The organism is Bacillus sp. LNXM65 (assembly GCF_002998575.1).
In the GTDB taxonomy this organism is placed as follows: domain Bacteria; phylum Bacillota; class Bacilli; order Bacillales; family Bacillaceae; genus Bacillus.
In genome coordinates this window covers 63768-83641 of sequence record NZ_PVRB01000005.1, presented here as the reverse complement: position 1 = coordinate 83641, position 19874 = coordinate 63768, and the positions used below count along the sequence as shown (strand labels likewise).

Genomic DNA, 19874 nt, shown 5'->3' with positions numbered 1-19874 from the left:
TCACATGCCGCAAAGAACCGCAGGAAAAGAAGTAACAGCGCTACTGGAAGAGTGGGGCGTGAAACATATTTATGGAATGCCCGGCGACAGCATAAACGAATTGATTGAAGAACTTAGGCATGAATCAAGCCAAATACAATTTATACAAACGAGACATGAAGAAGTGGCAGCACTTTCAGCGGCGGCTGATGCCAAACTAACAGGTAAACTCGGTGTCTGCTTATCAATCGCTGGACCGGGTGCTGTCCACTTATTAAATGGACTATATGATGCAAAAGCAGATGGTGCACCAGTTTTAGCAATTGCAGGGCAGGTTGCTTCAGCCGAAGTAGGCAGAGACGCATTCCAAGAAATCAAATTAGAGCGGATGTTTGACGATGTCGCTGTCTTTAATCAGCAGGTACAGACAGCAGAAGCGCTGCCTGACTTATTGAATCAAGCCATCAAAGCAGCTTATACCCATAAAGGTGTGGCAGTTCTCACCGTATCGGATGACTTATTTTCTCAAAAAATTAAGCGTAAACCCGTTTATACATCTCCTCTTTATGTGGAGGGAGAAGTACGGCCAAAGAAAGATCAACTGCTAAAGGCAGCTCAGCTGATTAACAATGCGAAGAAGCCTGTCATCTTAGCAGGTAAAGGATTAAGACATGCAAAAGAAGAGCTTCTTTCATTTGCAGAAAAGGCAGCTGCTCCTATCGTCATCACACTCCCTGCAAAAGGGGTTGTGCCAGACAGGCATCCATACTTTTTAGGTAACCTAGGTCAAATTGGAACGAAGCCGGCATATGAAGCGATGGAAGAATGTGATCTCTTAATTATGCTTGGAACCTCCTTTCCATATAGAGACTACTTACCAGAGGACACGCCAGCCATTCAACTGGATATTAAACCAGATCAAATCGGTAAAAGATATCCGGTAGATGTGGGAATCGTGAGCGACAGCAAGAGTGGTTTGCATGAACTGACTTCCTACATTGAATATAAAGAGCAGCGTGGTTTTCTTGAAGCTTGTACAGAGCATATGATGAAGTGGCGAGAAGAAATGGATAAGGAAAAATCCGTTGCTACTTCACCGATTAAACCACAGCAAGTCATTGCTAGACTAGAAGAAGCAGTCGAGGACGACGCCATTCTTTCAGTTGATGTTGGTAATGTGACGGTCTGGATGGCACGTCATTTCGAAATGAAACAGCAGGATTTCATTATCTCCAGCTGGCTTGCCACAATGGGCTGTGGTTTACCTGGTGCGATTTCGGCTAAGTTAAATGAACCGAACCGACAAGCCATTGCTGTCTGTGGTGATGGAGGCTTCACAATGGTCATGCAAGACTTTGTGACAGCTGTAAAATATAAGCTGCCGATTGTTGTCGTGATCTTAAACAACAACAATTTAGGAATGATTGAATATGAGCAACAGGTAAAAGGAAACATGAATTATGGTATAGAGCTGGAGGATATTGATTTTGCTAAGTTTGCAGAAGCATGTGGCGGCAAAGGGATCTCTGTGTCATCACATGAAGAATTAGCGCCAGCCTTTGATACAGCCCTTCAATCTGATAAACCAGTCATTATTGATGTCACTGTCGCCAATGAACCCCCGTTACCTGGGAAAATCACTTACACCCAAGCAGCAGGCTTCAGTAAATATTTATTGAAAAAATTCTTTGAAAAAGGTGAGTTGGATATCCCTCCACTCAAGAAAAGCCTCAAACGCTTTTTCTAAACACAAGGTAGTCGGTCTTCTGAAAAGAAGGCTGACTTTTTTTTGTGATGATTAGGGGAAATCATTTCAATTGTCACTTGCTTTCATCTCTATTGAAATTAATGGATATTATTTTTGTAACTTAAAGCCTATTTTTCCAATTCGTTGATAAAGGTAAAATAGACTTTATGATCAATAATGGAGGGAGTGACTTCTTCTGGGCAAGATACTTGATGCAAAAGCACTAACAAGTGCCATGGACACAAGGGCAAAACACTATCAGGAACTCCGCGAACAAATGGTAGATTTAAAAAAGGCACTACAAGGTGTGGCGAATCTCGGTGATGATTTCACTGGAAAAGGCGCCGATAACATTAAAAGCTTTTATAAAGAGCTGGCTGGAAATGTAGACATGTTTATCAGTTTCATTGATAAGCAGAAAGCCTTTCATGAAGGTGTTTCTGGGACACTCGATGATACAAACTTTGGCGGCGATACCTTTGTAGAAGAGCACTTTTTAGACAACGCAGTACATATGGGCATCAAGAATGCCAAAAGCATTGTAAAGGATCAAAAAAAGGCACTTAAAACGATTTTTCAAGACATTGATGACCTCATTCCTCTAGAGGTATTTGACAGCAAAACCTTTGATGAAAAAATTGCAAATGCAGAAGATGAACGAAAAAAGACAGTAAAAGACCTAAGAGAGCTTGATCAAAATTTAAAAGATGAATATGCTTTGTCAGAAACGGAGCAGCAAGCTACAATGGCATTGTACGCGGAAATGATGAATGCCACAAATGACGGAAAAGCGATTTCGCCTATGAATTTTGACAAGAAAGCGTATCAAAATAGCGAAATCTACAAGGCAAAAAGCGATATTGAGAAGCAAACTACTGAATATCTCAAAATTAAAAAAGAACAAGAAGAAGCTAGAGAAATCGCAAAGGAACAAGAAGCACTCGCCAACCGCCCTTGGTATGAAAAAGCACTTGATTATGGTGGAAATATCGTGAATGAACTGACTGGTGTAAACGATGCAAAACGCGCCGCAACGGGCGTTGACCCGGTCACAGGCGAAGAACTTACCGCAGGACAGCGCGTCGCCGCAGGCGGCATGGCAGCAGCAGGTTATATCCCAATCGTCGGTTGGGCAGGCCGCATTTTCAAAGGCGGGAAAGCCGTTTATAAAACAACTCAAGCCACCTCGGCCGCAGTCAGAGCAGTCGATATTTACAAGACATCGCAAAAGTCTTTTGACGCCCTAAAAACATCCCAAAAAGGCTTATATGGCCTCACCGCCACCAACGGCTTCAGCGAAGCGATTACGGGGCGTGATATGTTTGGGAATAAGATCTCGAAAGAACAGCAGGAAGCGAGCATGAACGCAGCGCTTGGAATGCTTTTGCCGTTTGGGGCGAAAGGGTTTCATGGGAAGATGGGGGTTAAAAGTACTGCTAAAAATGTAGATAATGGTACAGTGTGGAGGAATATAAAAGTTACTCAACCACTTTATGAAGGTACAAAAATCCCAAAATCTTTTGAATTAGCAACAGTTGATGGACAGTTCTGGGTGCACCCTAATGGAACAAAACATATGGTTGAGTATATAACTAGAGATGCAACTACACATGGTATGCCGATAAATAGTCAAACTTTATTGTCGAGTTTCCAAAGCTCTGTTAACAATGCTGCTAAGCAAGGAATTAAATATGAAGAAATTATGAAGGTAGGTAATTGGGAATTAATATTTAGTAAACCCCGGGGAGACGGATTACTACCAGTAATAAAGCATGCTGTGTATATGCCTTAAAAGGAGAAATGATGATGTTAAAAGTAAAAGATTATAAAGACAGCCAACCTATAAACATTGAATATGATCTTTATACACCGATTAATATAGAATTTGGTAGTTGGAATATATCAAAAGAGCCAACGATATATTGGAGAACTGGAGATTTCAAGAAATCTTTAATTGAAATAGGTTTAGGGAAATATACAGGTAATATTCGTTCAATTACACTAACGTTAAGTGAAAATGTACACAAAATGGAAAGTTTGAAATTAGATATGGAAGATATAAATATGGTTAAAGGTGTACCGAGTTTTCAGATAGAAGAATCTAATGATAATACCTATATAGACGAAAAAGGTAAATTAGACGTATATATAGGGATGGATAAGGTATTAATTTCATTCTCAGAAAATGATGCAGTATCTATTTTACAAAATGATACAGTAGGATTTGCTTTGGATAAAGAAGAAGTAGTTTGTGGTATTATCATAAGTGGTATGTTAGAACATGAAAAGAAAACATTAGAAGATGCATTGAATTAGAGTGTTATGAAATACAAAAACCTTAATGGCTAAATGTCTTTAAAGGTTTTTTGTGTTTATCGGAGTTTAGGTAATTATTCGATAGTGATGAATATGGTGAAGGAATTTTTAATTATCAAGAAAGTTCTTACGAAGAATTTATCAATTATATTGATCGATTAAGAATTGAACTTTGATTTATTAAAAGACTCTTTGAAATAAACGCCACATACAAAACTAAAAGAATTTTATAATTTCAAAAGAAAGTGCTAGAAGCCACCTCATGAGCAAGTGAAAACGGATATTATAATTATTTACAGCTGGTTTTCGTTTTGTTCAAAATTAGAAACTGAAAGGGTTTTTAATATTGAATGATATATTGACAAAGAAGTTAGTTATAGAAAGTGGTATTGAGTTTGAAAAGTCTCTAGAGTATGGGGGACCCTACGAACTAGCGATTGTAGAATATACTCAAGGAGGGAAAGAAAAACTATTTACTGGACTAGCCTATGATATGTACGAAAACGGACATATTGAAAGTTATTTCTATGTAGAGAAAGGTATTAAACAGGGGAAGTATGTGGAGTTTTACTCAAATGGCAGTGTGAAAAAAATAGGGTATATGAGGAAGAACGCTACAGAGGGATATCAAGTTGAGTTTTTTGAGAATGGAAATAAAAAGTATGAATGTGAATGTATTGCTGGCCGAGAGATGACTTACATAAAATATGATAAAGAGGGTAATGTGAAAGAGCATAAGGCAGAACCTAGTGAATCAGATTTAATATATGCTGAAAAATTCAATGATTGATCAATGGTCACATGAAATATCAGTTAAAAAAGCTTAAAATGAGAAGAAATCAAGTAGAAATCATTACAAATTGAAAAGGAGAAAAAACCATGCTATGGATCCTCACACAAAACCAGCAAACTCTAATTCATGTACAAGAAGTCTCAGTAAGCGGCAAAAAAATTGAAGGGATGATCTTGGGAAGTACTTCTTGGGCAAAGATGCTCGGCAAGTATGACTCAAATGATCGCGCAGCCGAGATTCTTCAAGACATGATGAAGACGATTGAAGAACATCCAAATGCCACGATGACATACCGAATGCCGCTTCAATAAAAAAGAAACCACCTTTTCATCGCGAAAAGGTGGTTTTTGTTTAGGATGGTGTTTTTCCAAAGGCTAAGAATAAAGGGATGCCTGTGCCGACAAGGGTTGTGGCAAATAGGAACATACCGCAAATAAATAGAAAATGGCTGGCTGAAAAGACGAGTGCCAGAATGAGAAAAACGATGCTGAGTCCTACCATGCTATAGGATGGGACAAAGCGGCGTTTGTAGGTGGCTTTCTTTGTTAGGAATGAGAAGAAAATACCAAATACCAAAGGGACAATCCATAAGTAAAATAAAATAATAAGAGACATACATCATACCTCGATTTTTCCTTCTATTTTATCAGATGCCGATCACAACGGATACTACAAAGCTTCACTTTGTAAAATAATTCATGCAATCGACACAATTAAGTAGGCTGATTCATCGAATACGTTTTTTGTTTCATATATTCAGGCTGTAAAAGGGCGTACACACAATGATCGGTAAAGCGATTGCCCAGCCATTCACATTGCCTTAATATTCCCTCAAGCGAAAAGGATAATCTCTCTGCAATGCGTCTGCTTTTCTGATTGTCGACAGCAGCCCTAATCTCAATACGGTGCAGTCCGCACTCTTCAAATAAATAGCGAATGACCGCTTGGCAGGCTTTTGTCATGATGCCTTTTCCTTGATAGCCTTCTCCGAGCCAATAGCCGATTGAAACGGTCCTATTGATCCAATGAATTTGATGGGTGCCAATGATGCCGACGAGTTCTCCATGTGACCAGATGCCCGCTTGAAAACCGTTGTTCTGCATCGCTTGCTGCATGGCGCCTTGGATAAACGCCATACTGTCTTCCTCTGTCTGCGTTGAATCCACCCAAAGCATCCATTCACGTAAATGCTCTCTCGACCGCTGAATGAGCAAATACAGACTTCTTGCGTCTCTTGGCTCAAGCAGCCGCATGGATATCTCTTGATCCTGATAAACAAACATGAACCCACATCCTCTCAGGGGAATTCTACCATAACCAAATGGAAAGAAAAAGACAGCTCAACACTGTCTTTTACATAAACGTATCTACAATTAAGAAAAGATTAAGTGCTACAACAAGAGCTGCTATCACCCAAGATATTCCTGTCACCCAGCGGGCATTCGTTAATTCGCCCATAATTCGCTTTTTACTTGTAAATAAAATGAGCGGAATTAAAGCAAAGGCAATACCAAAGGATAAGACGACCTGACTCATCACAAGCGCGGAGGTCGGGTTCACCCCAGATGCAATGATCGCAATAGGGGGAATGATGGTAATCAGCCGGCGGACATATAGCGGGATTCGGTATTGAATAAAGCCCTGCATAATGATATCGCCTGACAGTGTACCAACAGAAGAGCTGGATAGTCCGGCTACAAGCAGACCTACACCAAATAAGATGGCTGATACAGGCCCTGCGAGTGTACCAAAATGCTGAAACGCAACATCCAGATCTTCAACAAAGAGACCATTTTTATAAAATAAAGCGGCTGCCACAATCAACATGCTGGCATTGATGGCCCCGGCGACTATCATCGCAATGAGGATATCTAAAAACTCAAAGCGGAAAATCTGCTTTTTCTCCTTTTCCGTTCTGCCGACGACTCTTCTTTGGGTTAAAGCTGAATGTAAGTAGATTGCGTGAGGCATCACAGTAGCACCTAAAATTCCAGCTGCAAGCAGCACGCTGTCTGCGCCATCAAATTTTGGAATGAAAAGTCCGCCAGCGACACTTGCGATATCTGGTTTGGCGACAAAGGTTTGCACAGCGAAAGCGATCACTACAACGAACAGCATGCCTGTAATACCTGCTTCTAATGCTCGATAGCCTCGTCTTTGCAGCTCTAAAATCGCAAAGGAACCAATAGCGGCGATAATAGATGCTTCAAGCAGAGGGATTCGAAAAAGCAAGTATAAACCAAGTGCCGCCCCGATAAACTCAGCTAAATCCGTGGCAATAATGACGAGCTCTCCCTGAATCCATAAACCGATTGAAACGGGTTTTGGAAACTCTTCACGTGCGATTTCAGGTAAGTTTTTACCTGTCGCGATTCCAAGCTTTGCGGATAAGGACTGGATGAGCAAAGCCATGAGATTTGATATGAGAATGACCCATAAAAGGAGATATCCGTATTTGGAGCCAGCCGCAATGTTGGTGGCGAAATTTCCTGGATCAATATATGCAATGGCTGCGATAAAAGCAGGGCCGAGAAAAGGAAGGAGCCTTCTAAATCCTTTGACCTTTCCTTCAAGTGCACGCTCAGCTGCAGCTGACATGTGTGCCTGTGCCTCGATGTATTTGTTTGTCATATGTCATCACCTAGATTCTACAAAGTTTTGCTTTGGCACAAAAAGTTTCCTTGATGCAATTTTTTAATCATCATATGCCCATCTTCATGAAAAGTCAACTATCTGAACTAATAGGTTTGTTTATCATATGTAAGTGAAAAAAATAGATACCTTGTCAATCCATCACATAAAAAACACCGCCTCTTAGACGGTGTCCCTACTGCTTCCTCTGTTATTCATTTTTTTAAGATACCCTTGATCCCACACTGCGGAAGATCAGGCTTAAGATAATGACAAAGATCGCTGCACCTAAGATTGCTGGAAAGATCGCAAAGCCTGCCAGACTAGGACCCCACGTTCCAAGTAATCCATGACCAATCCAAGCACCTGCAAGTCCGGCAATCATTGAACCGATCCATCCTCCTGGTACACTACCTCCAGCGAGTGCACTGCCAATAAGGCCGATGACAATCGCCACAACTAATGAAATCAGAAATCCTAACATGTTGATCACTCCTCTTTTTGTTTGTGTATTAAGCAATAACCGTTTTGAAAAAGTTTCAAACCTTTCGAAACCGCTTCAATGTTCTATACGTATGATGGACAAGGATTGTGTATAATAACAAACAAATACTTGAGCGGCATCTAAGGAGGCAAATGGCATGGAGGAAAAAGAGTGGCTAAAAGCACAATTAAAGGAGATTGAACAGTGGGAGAAAGACCAGCAAAAGGTATGGTTTTGGGAGAAACTCAGCCGCCTTCCATTTCAAATGCTGGACAAGCTGACGCCTGCCTTTATTCAGAAAAAAATCGGTGTGCTGCTTGATGAAATGGGGCATTACATTCAATCAGGCGGTGCCTATTTGACATCAGAAAAAGGCATCATCCATCAATTTCAAAAGAAATGTGCTGATGATTCCATTCAGCGCATAGAAGATATTGAAAAAGCTCCTATTGAAATCATGGATGCCATTAGTGAACATATGGGGAAAAACAGGACGAACCTCGCCACGGTACAAGGTGCGACAACTGGTGTCGGCGGTATGTTTACGCTGGCAGCAGATATTCCTGCGGTACTGGGGCTCTCCCTTAAAACATTACAGGATATTGCCGTCACCTATGGCTATGATCCTAAAAACAAGGAAGAGCGGGTCTTCATCATAAAATGCTTACAGCTGAACTCTGCTGATGTGGTGGGGAAGAAATCTATATTAAAAGAGCTGAGGAGCTATCAAGCTTCAGAAGGAAAGCACGAAAACATGATTTCCCAAATCCAAGGGTGGCGTGAAGTGGTGTATAATTACCGGGATTCGTTTGGCTGGAAGAAGCTGTTTCAGCTTGTTCCCATAGCAGGCATTTTGTTTGGCGCAGTTTCCAACCGCTCACAACTAAAAGGTATTGCCGAAACAGGCATGATGCAATACCGAAAGCGAAGAATTGTCACAAGATTAGAAGAGCTCACGCAGCAAGAACAGAGTGAATCTGGTGCATAAAAAATCCCTTTCTCAAAGGGATTTTTTATTTGGTCTCATCCTCTTCTTGAAAAGCATGGATAGGAGAATGTTCATAACGCGCACGCAGCTCGCGAATCTGCTTGATTAGGGTGGAACCAATGGTTTTTTCGGCTTCCTCATACAAAGGATCGAGGGCTTTCACCCATTTTTGTCTTTCTGCTGGCGTCAATTCATGAATGGCAATCGGCGATTCCCGTTTAATGTCCTCCAGCTGATCTTTGTTCATCTGTTCTGCATGTTTTTCATTCCAAGCTGTTGTTTCTTCCATGGCTTCAAGTAAAATTCGTTTCGTTTCAGGTGTCTGGCGTTCAAAGAAGGATTGATCTGTTAAGACCACATAGCCCAAATACCCGTGATTACTGATCGTCATATAGTCTTGTATATGATAGAATTTTTTTGAATAAATATTTGAAATGGTATTTTCTTCACCGTCTACTTTTTTTGTCTCTAATAGCTGGAACGTTGAATTAAACGATTCCTGATAGGGCTTTGCGCCAAGAAGTTTGAATTGTTTTTCAATCATGTCGCTTTGCATAATGCGGAGAGATTGGTTTTTTAAATCACCAGGCTGTTTGATTGGACCTTTATTAGAGGTGATTTGCTTAAAGCCATTTGTCCAATAGGCCATTCCCTTTAGCCCGTCTTTTTGCAGGGTGCCAAACAATCTTTGGCCAATTGCACCGTGTAGGCCTTCTTGAACCGCATCATAATTAGAAAAAGCAAAGGGAAGGTCAAGAGCCAGCCACTCAGGGGACAGCATGCCGAGCTTCGAGGTAGACGGGGCGATAAATTGAACTTGATTCTCTTTAAGTGCATTAATTTCTTCTATATCAGAATAAAGACTCCCGTTGGAGAAAATCTGAATGCTGATCTTCCCATCGGATTTTTCGTGCACAAGCTCAGCAAATTTCTTTGCGGCAAGTCCTTTTGGTGTATTATCTGCCACGACATGGCTAAATTTGAACACAAGCTGATCCTTCAGCCCTGTCTGTTCATCATCAAAGGTCGTCGCTGATTTTGGCATCATATGATAAAAACCAAAGTATAAAGCGGTTACAAAACCGATTATGAGCAATAGTGTATAGGCGAGTAAATTCTTCATGCGTCCGATCCCCCTTATGTCAAGCATACTTGACCGAGGAAGAATTCGTAAAGATACAGGTGAAAAAAATGATGAGAAATCGATTGAAATTACAACAATTATCTATTAGATGGAAGCTCACCATCCTCACATATTTCGTTGTCATTTTCGCCCTTTTAATCGGAGGAATTGTCCTTGTTGGGGGAATCCAGCAAACAGAGGAACGAGAGCTTCGAAAAAGGCTCATGAACACGGCGAGAACAGTGGCTGAGATGAATGAGGTGAAGCAGGCGTTAGCTGATCAAACAAAGGAACGTAACCGATTACAGCATGCCATCGAAGAGATTCGGATTATTCAAGACGCTGACTACATTGTCGTCATGGATATGGATCATGTGAGATTAACGCATCCGGTAAAAACAAGGATTGGTCAGCGCTCGGAGGGGACAGATGAAGAGCCTGCTTTTGCAGAGCATATTTATTTCTCAGAAGCAGAGGGAGAGCTTGGGACAGCCATCAGAGCCTTTTATCCAGTGAAGGATGATCAATTTAATCAAACAGGGGTTGTCCTTGTAGGGAGAACGCTGCCAAGTATGATCGATATATTAGGAGAAATGAAGCGGGATATCCTCATGATCCTTCTGCTGACGCTCAGCTTTGGGCTTGTAGGCTCATTTTTGCTCGCCCGTCATATTAAACAGCAAATGTTTAAGCTGGAGCCGCATGAGATTGTCAGAATGCTAGAGGAGCGCACCGCAACCTTTCACTCTATTAATGAAGGGGTCATCGCCATTGACAATCAGCACATGATCACCATTTTTAATGAAAAGGCGAAGCAAATTTTTGGTGTGACAGGGGATGTCGTAGGCCGGAATATTTGGGATGTGCTGTCTGACACAAGACTCCCTGAGATCATTGATCGCGCTGAACCCGTTTACAATGAAGAAATTCATATGAGCGGAAAGCGGATTATGAGCAGCCGGATTCCGATTGTCATGAAAAAGAAAATTATCGGAGCGGTCGCCATTTTTCAGGACCGGACAGAAGCGGCAAAATTGGCAGAGGAGTTAACCGGAGTCAAGAACTTTGTTGACGGTCTGCGGGTGCAAAACCATGAGCATATGAACAAGCTTCATACGATTGCCGGGCTGATTCAGCTTGGTAAACCCGATCAGGCGCTCGATCTAGCCTTTCAAACGACGGAAGAACAGGAACATGTGATGGACTTTCTTCACCGCGTCATTCAGCATGATGCCGTTGCGGGATTATTGATGAGCAAAATCAGAAGGGGCAAGGAGCTAGGCATAAAGGTCGAAGTAGACGAACATAGCTGTCTGCGTGATTTCCCTGAGCGTTTAGATCAGCATGATATGACGAAGCTGCTTGGCAATCTGATCGAGAACGCCTTTGCCTCGTATGATACTGTAGAAAGAAACACAAAACGCATTTCTATTAGTATTGATCAAACCGAGGATGTCCTCGCGATGTTAATTGAAGACAATGGCTCCGGGATTGAAGAGGAAATGATTCCTTATATTTTCGATAAAGGTTTCACATACGGCAAAGAAGGCGGAACAGGCTATGGTCTGTATATTGTAAAAACGATTATCGATAAAGGAATGGGAAATGTAGAAGTCACATCAAGCATCGGCATTGGTACCACCTTCTCAATCGAATTCCCAATGACAATAGAGGAGAGAGACAGATGACTCAGATTAAGGTGATATTAATTGAAGATGACCCGATGGTGCAAGAAGTGAATAAAGAGTTCATTAAGAGTGTTCCTGGCTTTCAAGTTGCGGCAGTCGCAGGTAATGGGGAGCAGGGCATCCAGCTGATCAAAGAAATTCGTCCAGACCTTGTTGTCCTCGATGTATATATGCCAAAAAAAGATGGCGTGAAGACGCTTCAAGACATTAGAAAGCAAAAGATACAGGTGGATGTGATCGTTATTTCTGCGGCAAAGGACAAAGAGACCATTGGCATCATGCTTCAAAATGGTGCACGAGATTATATCATCAAGCCGTTTAAGTTCGAACGTATGAAAGAATCACTTGAAAACTATAAAGCGTTTAAATCTAAAATTCGCACAGCAGCAGAATTTTCTCAGGAGATGCTGGATGATATCATACGAAAGCCTGCTGTTAAGCAGGAGGATACTTGGCTCCCTAAGGGGCTGAATGTGCATACGATGAATGAAATTAAAGCCTATATGGGCTTGCAGGAAGGCCCGCAGTCTGCAGAGGAAGTTGCCAATGCACTCGGCATTGCCCGTGTCACGGCACGCCGGTATTTAGACTTCTTAGTGAAAGAAGGCGAGCTGAATTTAGATATGCAATATGGCGGGGTTGGCCGGCCTGTCAATAAATATATCGTACATTCTGACTAAGAGACCAAAAAGACCAAAATGTACGATATGTTCATAAGCTTCACAGCCTTTGATGAAATCGCTATCATTTAACTACAGATAATAGTTAAGCGTTTACATCAAAGGGTGAGGGAGTTGATTTTTTATGAAGAGGCTTTTGAAGAACCTGACATTTCAGGTGATTGCAGCTGTCATTATCGGAATCATTGTCGGGATGGTTTGGCCAAACGTCGGAAAAGAAATGAAGCCGCTTGGTGACACCTTTATCAATGCCGTTAAAATGGTCATCGCGCCAATCATTTTCTTAACCATTGTTCTTGGTATTGCCAAGATGGGGGATATGAAAAAGGTTGGAAAAGTTGGGGGAAAAGCATTTATTTATTTTGAAGTCGTCACGACGCTTGCTTTGGTCATCGGTCTTTTTGTGGTAAATATCATGAAGCCAGGTGCAGGTCTGGACTATAGCAAGCTTGAAAAAGGGGACGTTTCACAGTATACCCAAAATGGGGGACAGGGTATCGACTGGATGGAATTTGTCACACACATCGTGCCTTCTAACATGGTAGACGCCTTTGCGAAGGGTGATATTTTACAGGTCTTATTCTTCTCTATTTTATTCGGTGTTGCGCTTGCTGCACTTGGCGAGAAGGGGAAAGGAATCATTGAGTGGCTTGATAAGCTGTCACTTGTTTTCTTTAAAATCATTGGATATATCATGCGTGCTGCGCCGCTCGGTGCATTTGGGGCAATGGCTTATACGATCGGACACTTTGGTTTGGCATCGATTAAACCGCTCGCAAGTCTGATGCTCTCCGTTTATATGACCATGTTCCTGTTCATCTTCGTTGTGCTGAACATCATTTGTAAAATGTATGGCTTCAGCCTGTTCGGTTACCTGCGATTTATCAAGGATGAAATTTTAATTGTTCTTGGCACAAGCTCATCAGAATCCGTGCTGCCAAGAATGATGGATAAAATGGAACGCTACGGGTGCTCCAAGTCTGTGGTTGGTCTTGTCATCCCAACAGGGTATTCCTTTAACTTAGATGGAACCTCGATCTACTTATCGATGGCTGTGGTCTTCTTGGCACAAGTGTTTGGTGTAGACTTGTCCATCGGTCAGCAGATCACCATCATCCTTGTCCTAATGCTCACATCAAAGGGAGCGGCTGGGGTGACAGGAAGCGGATTTATCGTGCTGGCTTCTACACTCGCTGCACTACAGGTCATTCCGCTGGAGGGGCTTGCACTGCTGCTTGGGGTAGATCGATTCATGAGCGAAGGAAGGGCCATTACAAATCTTATTGGAAATGGAATTGCAACAATCGTTGTTGCGAAAAGTGAAGGTGAATTTGACGAAGCGAAGAGCAAAACAGCACTTCAAGAAATGCGCAATATGAAGCAGGCTGTATAGTATAAAAACAACCTAAAAACCGAAATCTTATGTTCTACATGGGGTTCGGTTTTTTCTTGTGCTGAAAAGAAAAAACATTAAAGCTTGATAAAATTAAAACGAATCGTAAGACCTTATTGACCTTTTATTATATAATTTACAGAAAGATCCGATATAATGTATATCAGATCCGATGAAAAATAGACTTTAGTCCTGGCAGGTGTGTAACGTAATGGCGGCATTTTTTAAATTGTTCGAAAAACCCGGTGTTAAGCGGTTTTCTGTATTTGTAGTATTAGCCACAGCCTTATATCTATTAAGAGGAATGATGAATTTAATTCTCTTGACCTTCATATTCACCTTTTTGATGAATCGGTTAGAAGAGGTCATTAGAGGTTTTTTAAGTCACTTCCTGAAAATAGGACAGAAATCGGTTATCACCATTTTGTATATTCTTTTGGCTGGTGGATTGACGTTTGGCGGATTCGTGTTTGTGCCAATTATCGCCAAACAGGTGGAGCAGCTATTTCATTTAGGAAAGAAAATTGCAGATCATCCACAAGATTTACCCTTCTTTGATGTCATCACCAACGTATTCGGAGATTTTAAAATATCAGCTTACTTTGAGAAAGGGTTTAATTTCCTCTATACATACTTAACAGATTTCAGCACGTTCAGTATCCAGGTCATTATGTCCTTAATATTAAGCATGTTCTTCCTGTTCGAAAAGGAACGCCTCATTCAATTCATGAACAAGTTCAAAACGAGTAAAATCTCTGTGTTCTATCATGAAATAGCCTTCTTTGGACGTAAATTTTCCAGAACGTTTGGAAAGGTACTCGAAGCACAGTTTATTATTGCAACCGTTAACTGTGTCTTAACAACCATTGCGCTAGGCATTATGGGATTCCCGCAATTATTTGGATTAGCGGTCATGGTCTTTTTGTTAGGCTTAATCCCAGTAGCGGGTGTGGTCATCTCACTTATTCCACTCAGCATCATTGCGTATACCCTTGGAGGCGGCATGTATGTCCTTTATATTGTGCTGGTGATCGTCATCATCCATGCCATTGAAGCCTACTTCTTAAACCCGAAACTCATGTCAGCAAAAACAGAACTCCCTATTTTCTTCACATTTATTGTGCTGATCTTCTCTGAACACTACATCGGGATTTGGGGACTCATTATTGGTATACCAATCTTTGTGTTTATCCTAGATATTTTGGAGGTCACCAACAAGGAGGAAAGTAGTTAAAAAGTTCATTTGAACCTGTTTACAATTTTCTAAAAATAAGGTATAAATAGTATGAAAATATCATAATAACCACACGCTTAATCCTTCTAAAGGAATGGGGGACCCACTATTTTGGGGTGAATTTTTCTCTGTTGAGAAAAAAGGACATCTCTTCGTCCTAACCCGTCAGCTAACCTCATCGGCGTGAAGAGAGTAAACGGTGGTATATGTAAGGACACGCAGACCCACGAGAAAACTCTCTCGTGGGTCTTTTTGAAGAGGAAGGGGAGATTTTATTGAAGCTGGCTACAAAAATTATTATTGCCCTTATTGCAGGTGCAATCACGGGACTTTTGCTTAACATTTTCGCTCCAAATGTATTCAAAGTGTTAGATCCTTATCTATTCACACCTCTAGGTCAAATCTTCTTAAACTTGATTAAAATGTTAGTAGTGCCGATCGTATTCTTTTCCATCACACTAGGTGTAGCAGGTCTAGGTGATCCGAAAAAGCTTGGTAGAATCGGCGCAAAAACCATTACTTATTTTCTACTTACTACTACTTTTGCCATCATCATTGGCATTTCATTAGCCTTATTGATCAAGCCGGGAGCATTCGGTAATTTTGATACGAAAGCGGCTGATTATTCCGCAGAGGAAGCCCCATCAATGGCAGAAACACTACTCAACATCATTCCAACCAATCCAGTCCAATCTTTAGTTGAAGGAAACATGCTTCAAATCATCGTCTTTTGTGTGTTTTTAGGCCTTGGCATTGCCATGCTTGGGAAGAAGACGGAAGGTTTGCTAAAGCTGTTTGAACAAGGAAATGAATTAATGATGTTTCTTGTCGGCATAGTGATGAAGTTCGCACCGTACGGAACATTCGGTTTGATCGCAACCGCAATTGGCAGCCAGGGATTTGATGCGATGAAAGCGATGGGCCTCTATTTCTCGGTCGTATTAGTTGCGCTCGTGCTGCATTTCTTCCTGACTTATGGGTCAACTGTCGCCATTTTAGCGAAGCGAAATCCGATGGCGTTTTTCAAAGGATTTTCTCCAGCAATGGTTGTCGCATTTAGTACATCAAGCAGTAACGCAGTCCTGCCAGTCTCAATGGAAACAGCCCAGAAACGTTTGAAGGTGCCAGAGCCGATTTCAAGCTTTGTACAGCCGCTTGGTGCAACCATTAATATGGACGGCACAGCGATTATGCAAGGGGTCGCGACCATTTTTATCGCGCAAGTATATGGAGTTGAACTGACGCTTGTCCAAATGCTGACGGTTGTCTTAACGGCTGTCTTAGCAAGTATCGGCACAGCGGGTGTGCCAGGAGTTGGGCTCATCATGCTCGCTATGGTACTGAACTCTGTGAATCTGCCTGTTGAAGGCATTGCGCTCATCCTTGGCATAGACCGCTTATTAGATATGGCAAGAACCGTTGTCAATATTACAGGTGACGCCGCATGTGCGGTGATTGTGACAGAAACGGAGAAAAAACACGAGAAAGACGCAGCATCACCGAACCTATCCATGTAATGTAAAAGAAGGGCTGACTCGATCAGTCCTTTTTTTCATGGGCCCCTTGTCTTGCGTGGTATACTTTTAACAGAATGAGCGGTCTTATTTGCCGCCATAGGCTTTACATCAGAAGGAGGAACCACGTTGGAGTCTGCTGTTCTAAAAGTAGAGAAAGTCGATAAACGAATTGGCCGGAAAATGATCTTACAAGATATATCTATAGAAATAGGGAAGGGAGAAATCGTCGGCTTACTTGGGCCAAATGGGTCTGGAAAAACAACCTTGATTCGTTTGATCGTTGGCTTGATGAAAAAAAACAATGGCCGAATCATAATCAATGGATATTCACAGGATGAGGATTTTCTACACGCGATGTCATCTGTTGGTGCAATTATAGAAAATCCCGAATTTTATTCTTATTTAACAGGCTTTGAAAACCTTGAACTGTATGCGGCGATGCACGATGGAGTGACGGAAGAACGCATGCAGGAAGTGGTGAAAAGAGTTCGTCTGGAGCACGCCATTCATCAGAAGGTGAAGACGTATTCACTGGGGATGAAACAAAGGCTTGGGATTGCACAAGCCATATTACATCAGCCGAACCTGCTGATTTTAGACGAACCGACAAATGGACTTGATCCTGCAGGTATGAAGGAATTCAGGGAGCACTTGCAAATGCTCGTACGAGAAGAAGGAACGTCCGTGTTATTTGCCACACATTTATTGCATGAGGTAGAAGAGCTATGTGACCGCATGATCATCATTCAAAAAGGACAGATCAAAGCCAGTGCGAAGCTCCGGGACATGGAGGGGAAAGAACAGATACTCATGAATATTCAGCCAGTGGAAAAGGCGGTTTCGTGGCTCGACACGCAAGCCTATACATATGAACGAAATGGAGCGCGTGTATTACTTCAATTGAACAAAGAACAAGTGCCTGAGCTGAACAAACAGCTTGTTCTGGCTGGGTTTGATGTACTTGAAATGACGCCTCAAAAGCCATCAATTGAAGAGGCATTTATGAAATGGACGGAAGGCGGGACGGCAGATGCTTCAACTCATCAAGAATGAGCATAAGAAAATGATGAGGAAAAAGATCACATTCATTGCACTTGGATTGATCGTTGTTTTTCAATTGGCGATGGCTCTAGCGTTGAAACGAGTCATTTCCAGCTTTGGTGGACAAGACACTGTCGCCAACTATTTTGCTTATTCCACGAATGTCGTATTTATTTTACAGGTGCTCGCAGTTGTCATTGGCGCGACCTTGATCTCAACAGAATTTCAAAAAAGAACAATCAAGTTTTTATTGATCCGGCCCAAAACAAGGCTGCAAATTTTTCTGTCAAAATACATCACACTTGTGCTGACGGTCATATATTTGTTTGTTTTTTATTATGTATTAGCTTTTTTATTTGGCTTTATTTTCTTTGGTACTGAATTTGATGAAAGTACGGGACGATTATTTCAGCATACGTTTGCTGTTATCGGATCTCAGTGGGTGGAAGTGATGATGATGGCAAGCTTCGCTTTTATGTGTTCCAGCTTGTTTAGGAACAGCCTCGTTGCGCTTGTGACCTCGTTTTTTGTTTTATATACGGCGAAATCACTTGTGCCTATTATGTCTCTTTTAGAAAATCAGTGGGGAAAAATCCTGCTTTTTGCTAATACGGACTTTACTCAGTACAGCTTTCAAGGACCGCCGCCCTTTCATGGCATGAGTCCTTTGTTTTCTCTATTTATGGTAGGGGCGCATTTTGTTTTCTTTGTTGGCACGGCTTGGGTTCTTTTTTGGAAGCGTGATGTAAATGTGTAAAAATTGTGTCAAATAACAAGAAAAATTCGTGACATCTTTGTGAAAACGAGTCTGCATTTCACGATAATCGGCTGATTTTGTCTTATAATAAGAGGGAGTCTTGGAGGTGGCACTATCGTGAAAAATTTCATTACGGCTTTACCCATTTTGTTGTTGCTGTCGTTTTCGTTTGTGTCTTTTGCCTTCCAGTTTGATCATCTTATTTATTTCAGACTAGCGCTGGGGATCTTTTCGTTAGCGGGTCTTTTCTTTCTGTATACACTTAAAAGAAACATGAAATGGTTCATGGTTTATTTATATGCGAGCTGGATCATTCTTGCTGCCGTCACAACCTTTGAGGAGCCTGTCTTTTCTCAGTTCTTCTTCGGTGGTTTAACAATGACAATGGGTTATCTCACATATATGCTCATTTATTTAGGAATGAAGCAGGACCGTGTAGCGAAATCACATTAAAACAAAAGCCGATAAAATCACATCATAGATTTTATCGGCTTTTTTCTTTTTGTTGAAAAAGACAAAAGAGACGAGCAGCCAGCTGTGACTGCTCGTCTTATGTTTATGATTCACGTCCAGCAGCTGCAAGCTGCTCCTGATGCTTTTTGTCGATTGTTTCGTATATACTTTCCATCATTTTAGGGTCGCGCATGATGGCCTTCTTGTTCTCTTCAATCAATTGCTGATATGTTTTGATTTTCTTCTTAGACATGTGACTCATCGCTCCTTTATATAAGTATAGACGTCTATAGGATTTCATATAGATGAAATTGATAATCATTATCAATTAGCAACTCTATTATACAAAGCAAAATGTCAGAAGTAAAGAATCTATTCAGAAAATTCACGTAACCGACAAATTCGAAGCCTAGTCGACGCTCATTCTTTCCCAGGAAATAATTCCTGTCATTTCTTGTCGTAAGTGAAACATCTATATAAAACATTCTTTTGCTCATTGAAACGTTTTGGATGTGCAACTCGTCTTATGGAGAGATTTGATGTAAGAGATGGGGAAGAAAAAAGACACCAGCAAGCGTTTGCTGATGTCCTTCGTTTAACCAATTAAGAAACGTGCCCTTGAAGAAACTCTGTCACTTCTTCAGGTGATTTTGCGTTTGCGCTGTGTAAATGACCTGTTTTTTCGCCATTTTTGAAAATCAACAGGCTTGGAATACCCATGACCTGATACGTTTCTGCTAATTCAGGGAAATCATCTTTGTTTATTTCAAACCATTCATGGTGAGCATAAGCCTCTAAGATGTCTGGAATGAACATGTCCATTCTTGTACAGTCAGGACACCATGTTGCAAAGAATTTAACGATGACTTCTTTGTCAGATTGAATGATTTCATTGAATTGTTCAGTACTTGTGATTTTTTTCAATTTGTCACAACTCCTTTTCAATGTCATTTTAATATAAAATAATGGCGAATGACATACAAATGCTCGGGAGGCGCTTACAACCTTTACAAATCATTTCAATTCCGTAACAACAAAAATTAATTAGAG

Annotated in this window: 21 protein-coding genes and 1 riboswitch; of the genes, 14 read left to right on the top strand and 7 right to left on the bottom strand. The window is 41.2% G+C overall.

Annotated elements, in window-relative coordinates; all coding sequences use genetic code 11:
• Positions 1 to 4: 4 nt before the first annotated feature.
• The 5 genes from C6Y03_RS11220 (at position 5) to C6Y03_RS11200 (ending at position 5146) form a co-directional block, all read left to right on the top strand.
• Positions 5 to 1726 carry a pyruvate oxidase gene (locus C6Y03_RS11220; RefSeq protein WP_106039304.1) on the top strand — a complete coding sequence of 574 codons (1722 nt, stop codon included), beginning with the start codon at positions 5 to 7 and terminating at the stop codon, positions 1724 to 1726.
• 196 nt (positions 1727 to 1922) lie between these two features.
• The gene (locus tag C6Y03_RS11215) at positions 1923 to 3518 is read left to right on the top strand and encodes a ribonuclease YeeF family protein (RefSeq protein ID WP_223256598.1); all 1596 of its coding nucleotides are present in this window, start codon (positions 1923 to 1925) and stop codon (positions 3516 to 3518) included.
• Positions 3519 to 3532: 14 nt separating this feature from the next.
• Entirely contained in the window at positions 3533 to 4042 is a 510-nt protein-coding gene (locus C6Y03_RS11210) for a hypothetical protein (RefSeq protein ID WP_106031664.1), read from the top strand.
• 343 nt (positions 4043 to 4385) lie between these two features.
• Positions 4386 to 4832 (top strand): toxin-antitoxin system YwqK family antitoxin, encoded by a 447-nt coding sequence (locus tag C6Y03_RS11205; RefSeq protein ID WP_034663991.1) that lies wholly within the window; start codon positions 4386 to 4388, stop codon positions 4830 to 4832.
• A gap of 89 nt (positions 4833 to 4921) precedes the next feature.
• Entirely contained in the window at positions 4922 to 5146 is a 225-nt protein-coding gene (locus tag C6Y03_RS11200; protein WP_003214145.1) for a hypothetical protein, read from the top strand.
• Between the two features lie 40 nt (positions 5147 to 5186).
• Here the strand turns inward: C6Y03_RS11200 and C6Y03_RS11195 are convergent, their stop codons facing one another.
• From C6Y03_RS11195 to C6Y03_RS11180, 4 genes are all read right to left on the bottom strand, one after another.
• A complete protein-coding gene (locus C6Y03_RS11195) occupies positions 5187 to 5450 on the bottom strand; it encodes a hypothetical protein (protein ID WP_034663988.1) in 264 nt (87 codons plus the stop codon).
• A 98-nt stretch (positions 5451 to 5548) separates the two neighbouring features.
• Positions 5549 to 6118 carry a GNAT family N-acetyltransferase gene (locus C6Y03_RS11190; protein ID WP_034663987.1) on the bottom strand — a complete coding sequence of 190 codons (570 nt, stop codon included), beginning with the start codon at positions 6116 to 6118 and terminating at the stop codon, positions 5549 to 5551.
• Positions 6119 to 6188: 70 nt separating this feature from the next.
• Positions 6189 to 7466, bottom strand: coding sequence for an Nramp family divalent metal transporter (locus C6Y03_RS11185; RefSeq protein ID WP_034663985.1), 1278 nt, complete (start codon positions 7464 to 7466; stop codon positions 6189 to 6191).
• Positions 7467 to 7689: 223 nt separating this feature from the next.
• Positions 7690 to 7950, bottom strand: a complete 261-nt coding sequence (locus C6Y03_RS11180; RefSeq protein WP_034663984.1) for a GlsB/YeaQ/YmgE family stress response membrane protein — start codon at positions 7948 to 7950, stop codon at positions 7690 to 7692.
• Between the two features lie 157 nt (positions 7951 to 8107).
• On the opposite strand from C6Y03_RS11180, the gene C6Y03_RS11175 reads away from it, so the two are divergent.
• Entirely contained in the window at positions 8108 to 8938 is an 831-nt protein-coding gene (locus C6Y03_RS11175; RefSeq protein WP_106031665.1) for an EcsC family protein, read from the top strand.
• A gap of 25 nt (positions 8939 to 8963) precedes the next feature.
• Here C6Y03_RS11175 and C6Y03_RS11170 read toward each other — a convergent pair whose 3' ends face one another.
• Complete coding sequence (locus tag C6Y03_RS11170; protein ID WP_066031296.1) at positions 8964 to 10061, bottom strand: DctP family TRAP transporter solute-binding subunit; 1098 nt, start codon at positions 10059 to 10061, stop codon at positions 8964 to 8966.
• Positions 10062 to 10129: 68 nt separating this feature from the next.
• On the opposite strand from C6Y03_RS11170, the gene C6Y03_RS11165 reads away from it, so the two are divergent.
• The 8 genes from C6Y03_RS11165 to C6Y03_RS11130 all read left to right on the top strand — a co-directional run bounded on the left by C6Y03_RS11165 (position 10130) and on the right by C6Y03_RS11130 (position 18824).
• A complete protein-coding gene (locus C6Y03_RS11165) occupies positions 10130 to 11749 on the top strand; it encodes an ATP-binding protein (RefSeq protein WP_034664453.1) in 1620 nt (539 codons plus the stop codon).
• Entirely contained in the window at positions 11746 to 12429 is a 684-nt protein-coding gene (locus C6Y03_RS11160) for a response regulator (RefSeq protein WP_034663980.1), read from the top strand. Before C6Y03_RS11165 ends, C6Y03_RS11160 begins: the two co-directional genes overlap by 4 nt.
• Positions 12430 to 12553: 124 nt before the next feature.
• A complete protein-coding gene (dctP, locus tag C6Y03_RS11155) occupies positions 12554 to 13822 on the top strand; it encodes a C4-dicarboxylate transporter DctP (protein WP_034666695.1) in 1269 nt (422 codons plus the stop codon).
• 211 nt (positions 13823 to 14033) lie between these two features.
• A complete protein-coding gene (locus C6Y03_RS11150) occupies positions 14034 to 15056 on the top strand; it encodes an AI-2E family transporter (protein ID WP_034663979.1) in 1023 nt (340 codons plus the stop codon).
• Between the two features lie 64 nt (positions 15057 to 15120).
• A riboswitch (cyclic di-AMP (ydaO/yuaA leader) is annotated at positions 15121 to 15254 on the top strand.
• 77 nt (positions 15255 to 15331) lie between these two features.
• Positions 15332 to 16573 (top strand): dicarboxylate/amino acid:cation symporter, encoded by a 1242-nt coding sequence (locus C6Y03_RS11145; protein ID WP_223256597.1) that lies wholly within the window; start codon positions 15332 to 15334, stop codon positions 16571 to 16573.
• A 126-nt stretch (positions 16574 to 16699) separates the two neighbouring features.
• On the top strand, positions 16700 to 17626 hold the full coding sequence (locus tag C6Y03_RS11140; protein ID WP_106039302.1) for an ABC transporter ATP-binding protein: 927 nt from the start codon (positions 16700 to 16702) through the stop codon (positions 17624 to 17626).
• Positions 17604 to 18371, top strand: a complete 768-nt coding sequence (locus tag C6Y03_RS11135; RefSeq protein ID WP_106039301.1) for an ABC transporter permease — start codon at positions 17604 to 17606, stop codon at positions 18369 to 18371. Before C6Y03_RS11140 ends, C6Y03_RS11135 begins: the two co-directional genes overlap by 23 nt.
• Before the next feature lie 117 nt (positions 18372 to 18488).
• Positions 18489 to 18824, top strand: a complete 336-nt coding sequence (locus C6Y03_RS11130; protein WP_003214381.1) for a hypothetical protein — start codon at positions 18489 to 18491, stop codon at positions 18822 to 18824.
• Between the two features lie 103 nt (positions 18825 to 18927).
• Here the strand turns inward: C6Y03_RS11130 and fbpB are convergent, their stop codons facing one another.
• Positions 18928 to 19077, bottom strand: a complete 150-nt coding sequence (gene fbpB / locus C6Y03_RS11125; RefSeq protein WP_106037120.1) for a Fur-regulated basic protein FbpB — start codon at positions 19075 to 19077, stop codon at positions 18928 to 18930.
• A 350-nt stretch (positions 19078 to 19427) separates the two neighbouring features.
• Entirely contained in the window at positions 19428 to 19748 is a 321-nt protein-coding gene (locus C6Y03_RS11120) for a thioredoxin family protein (RefSeq protein ID WP_034663973.1), read from the bottom strand.
• Positions 19749 to 19874 lie beyond the last annotated feature (126 nt).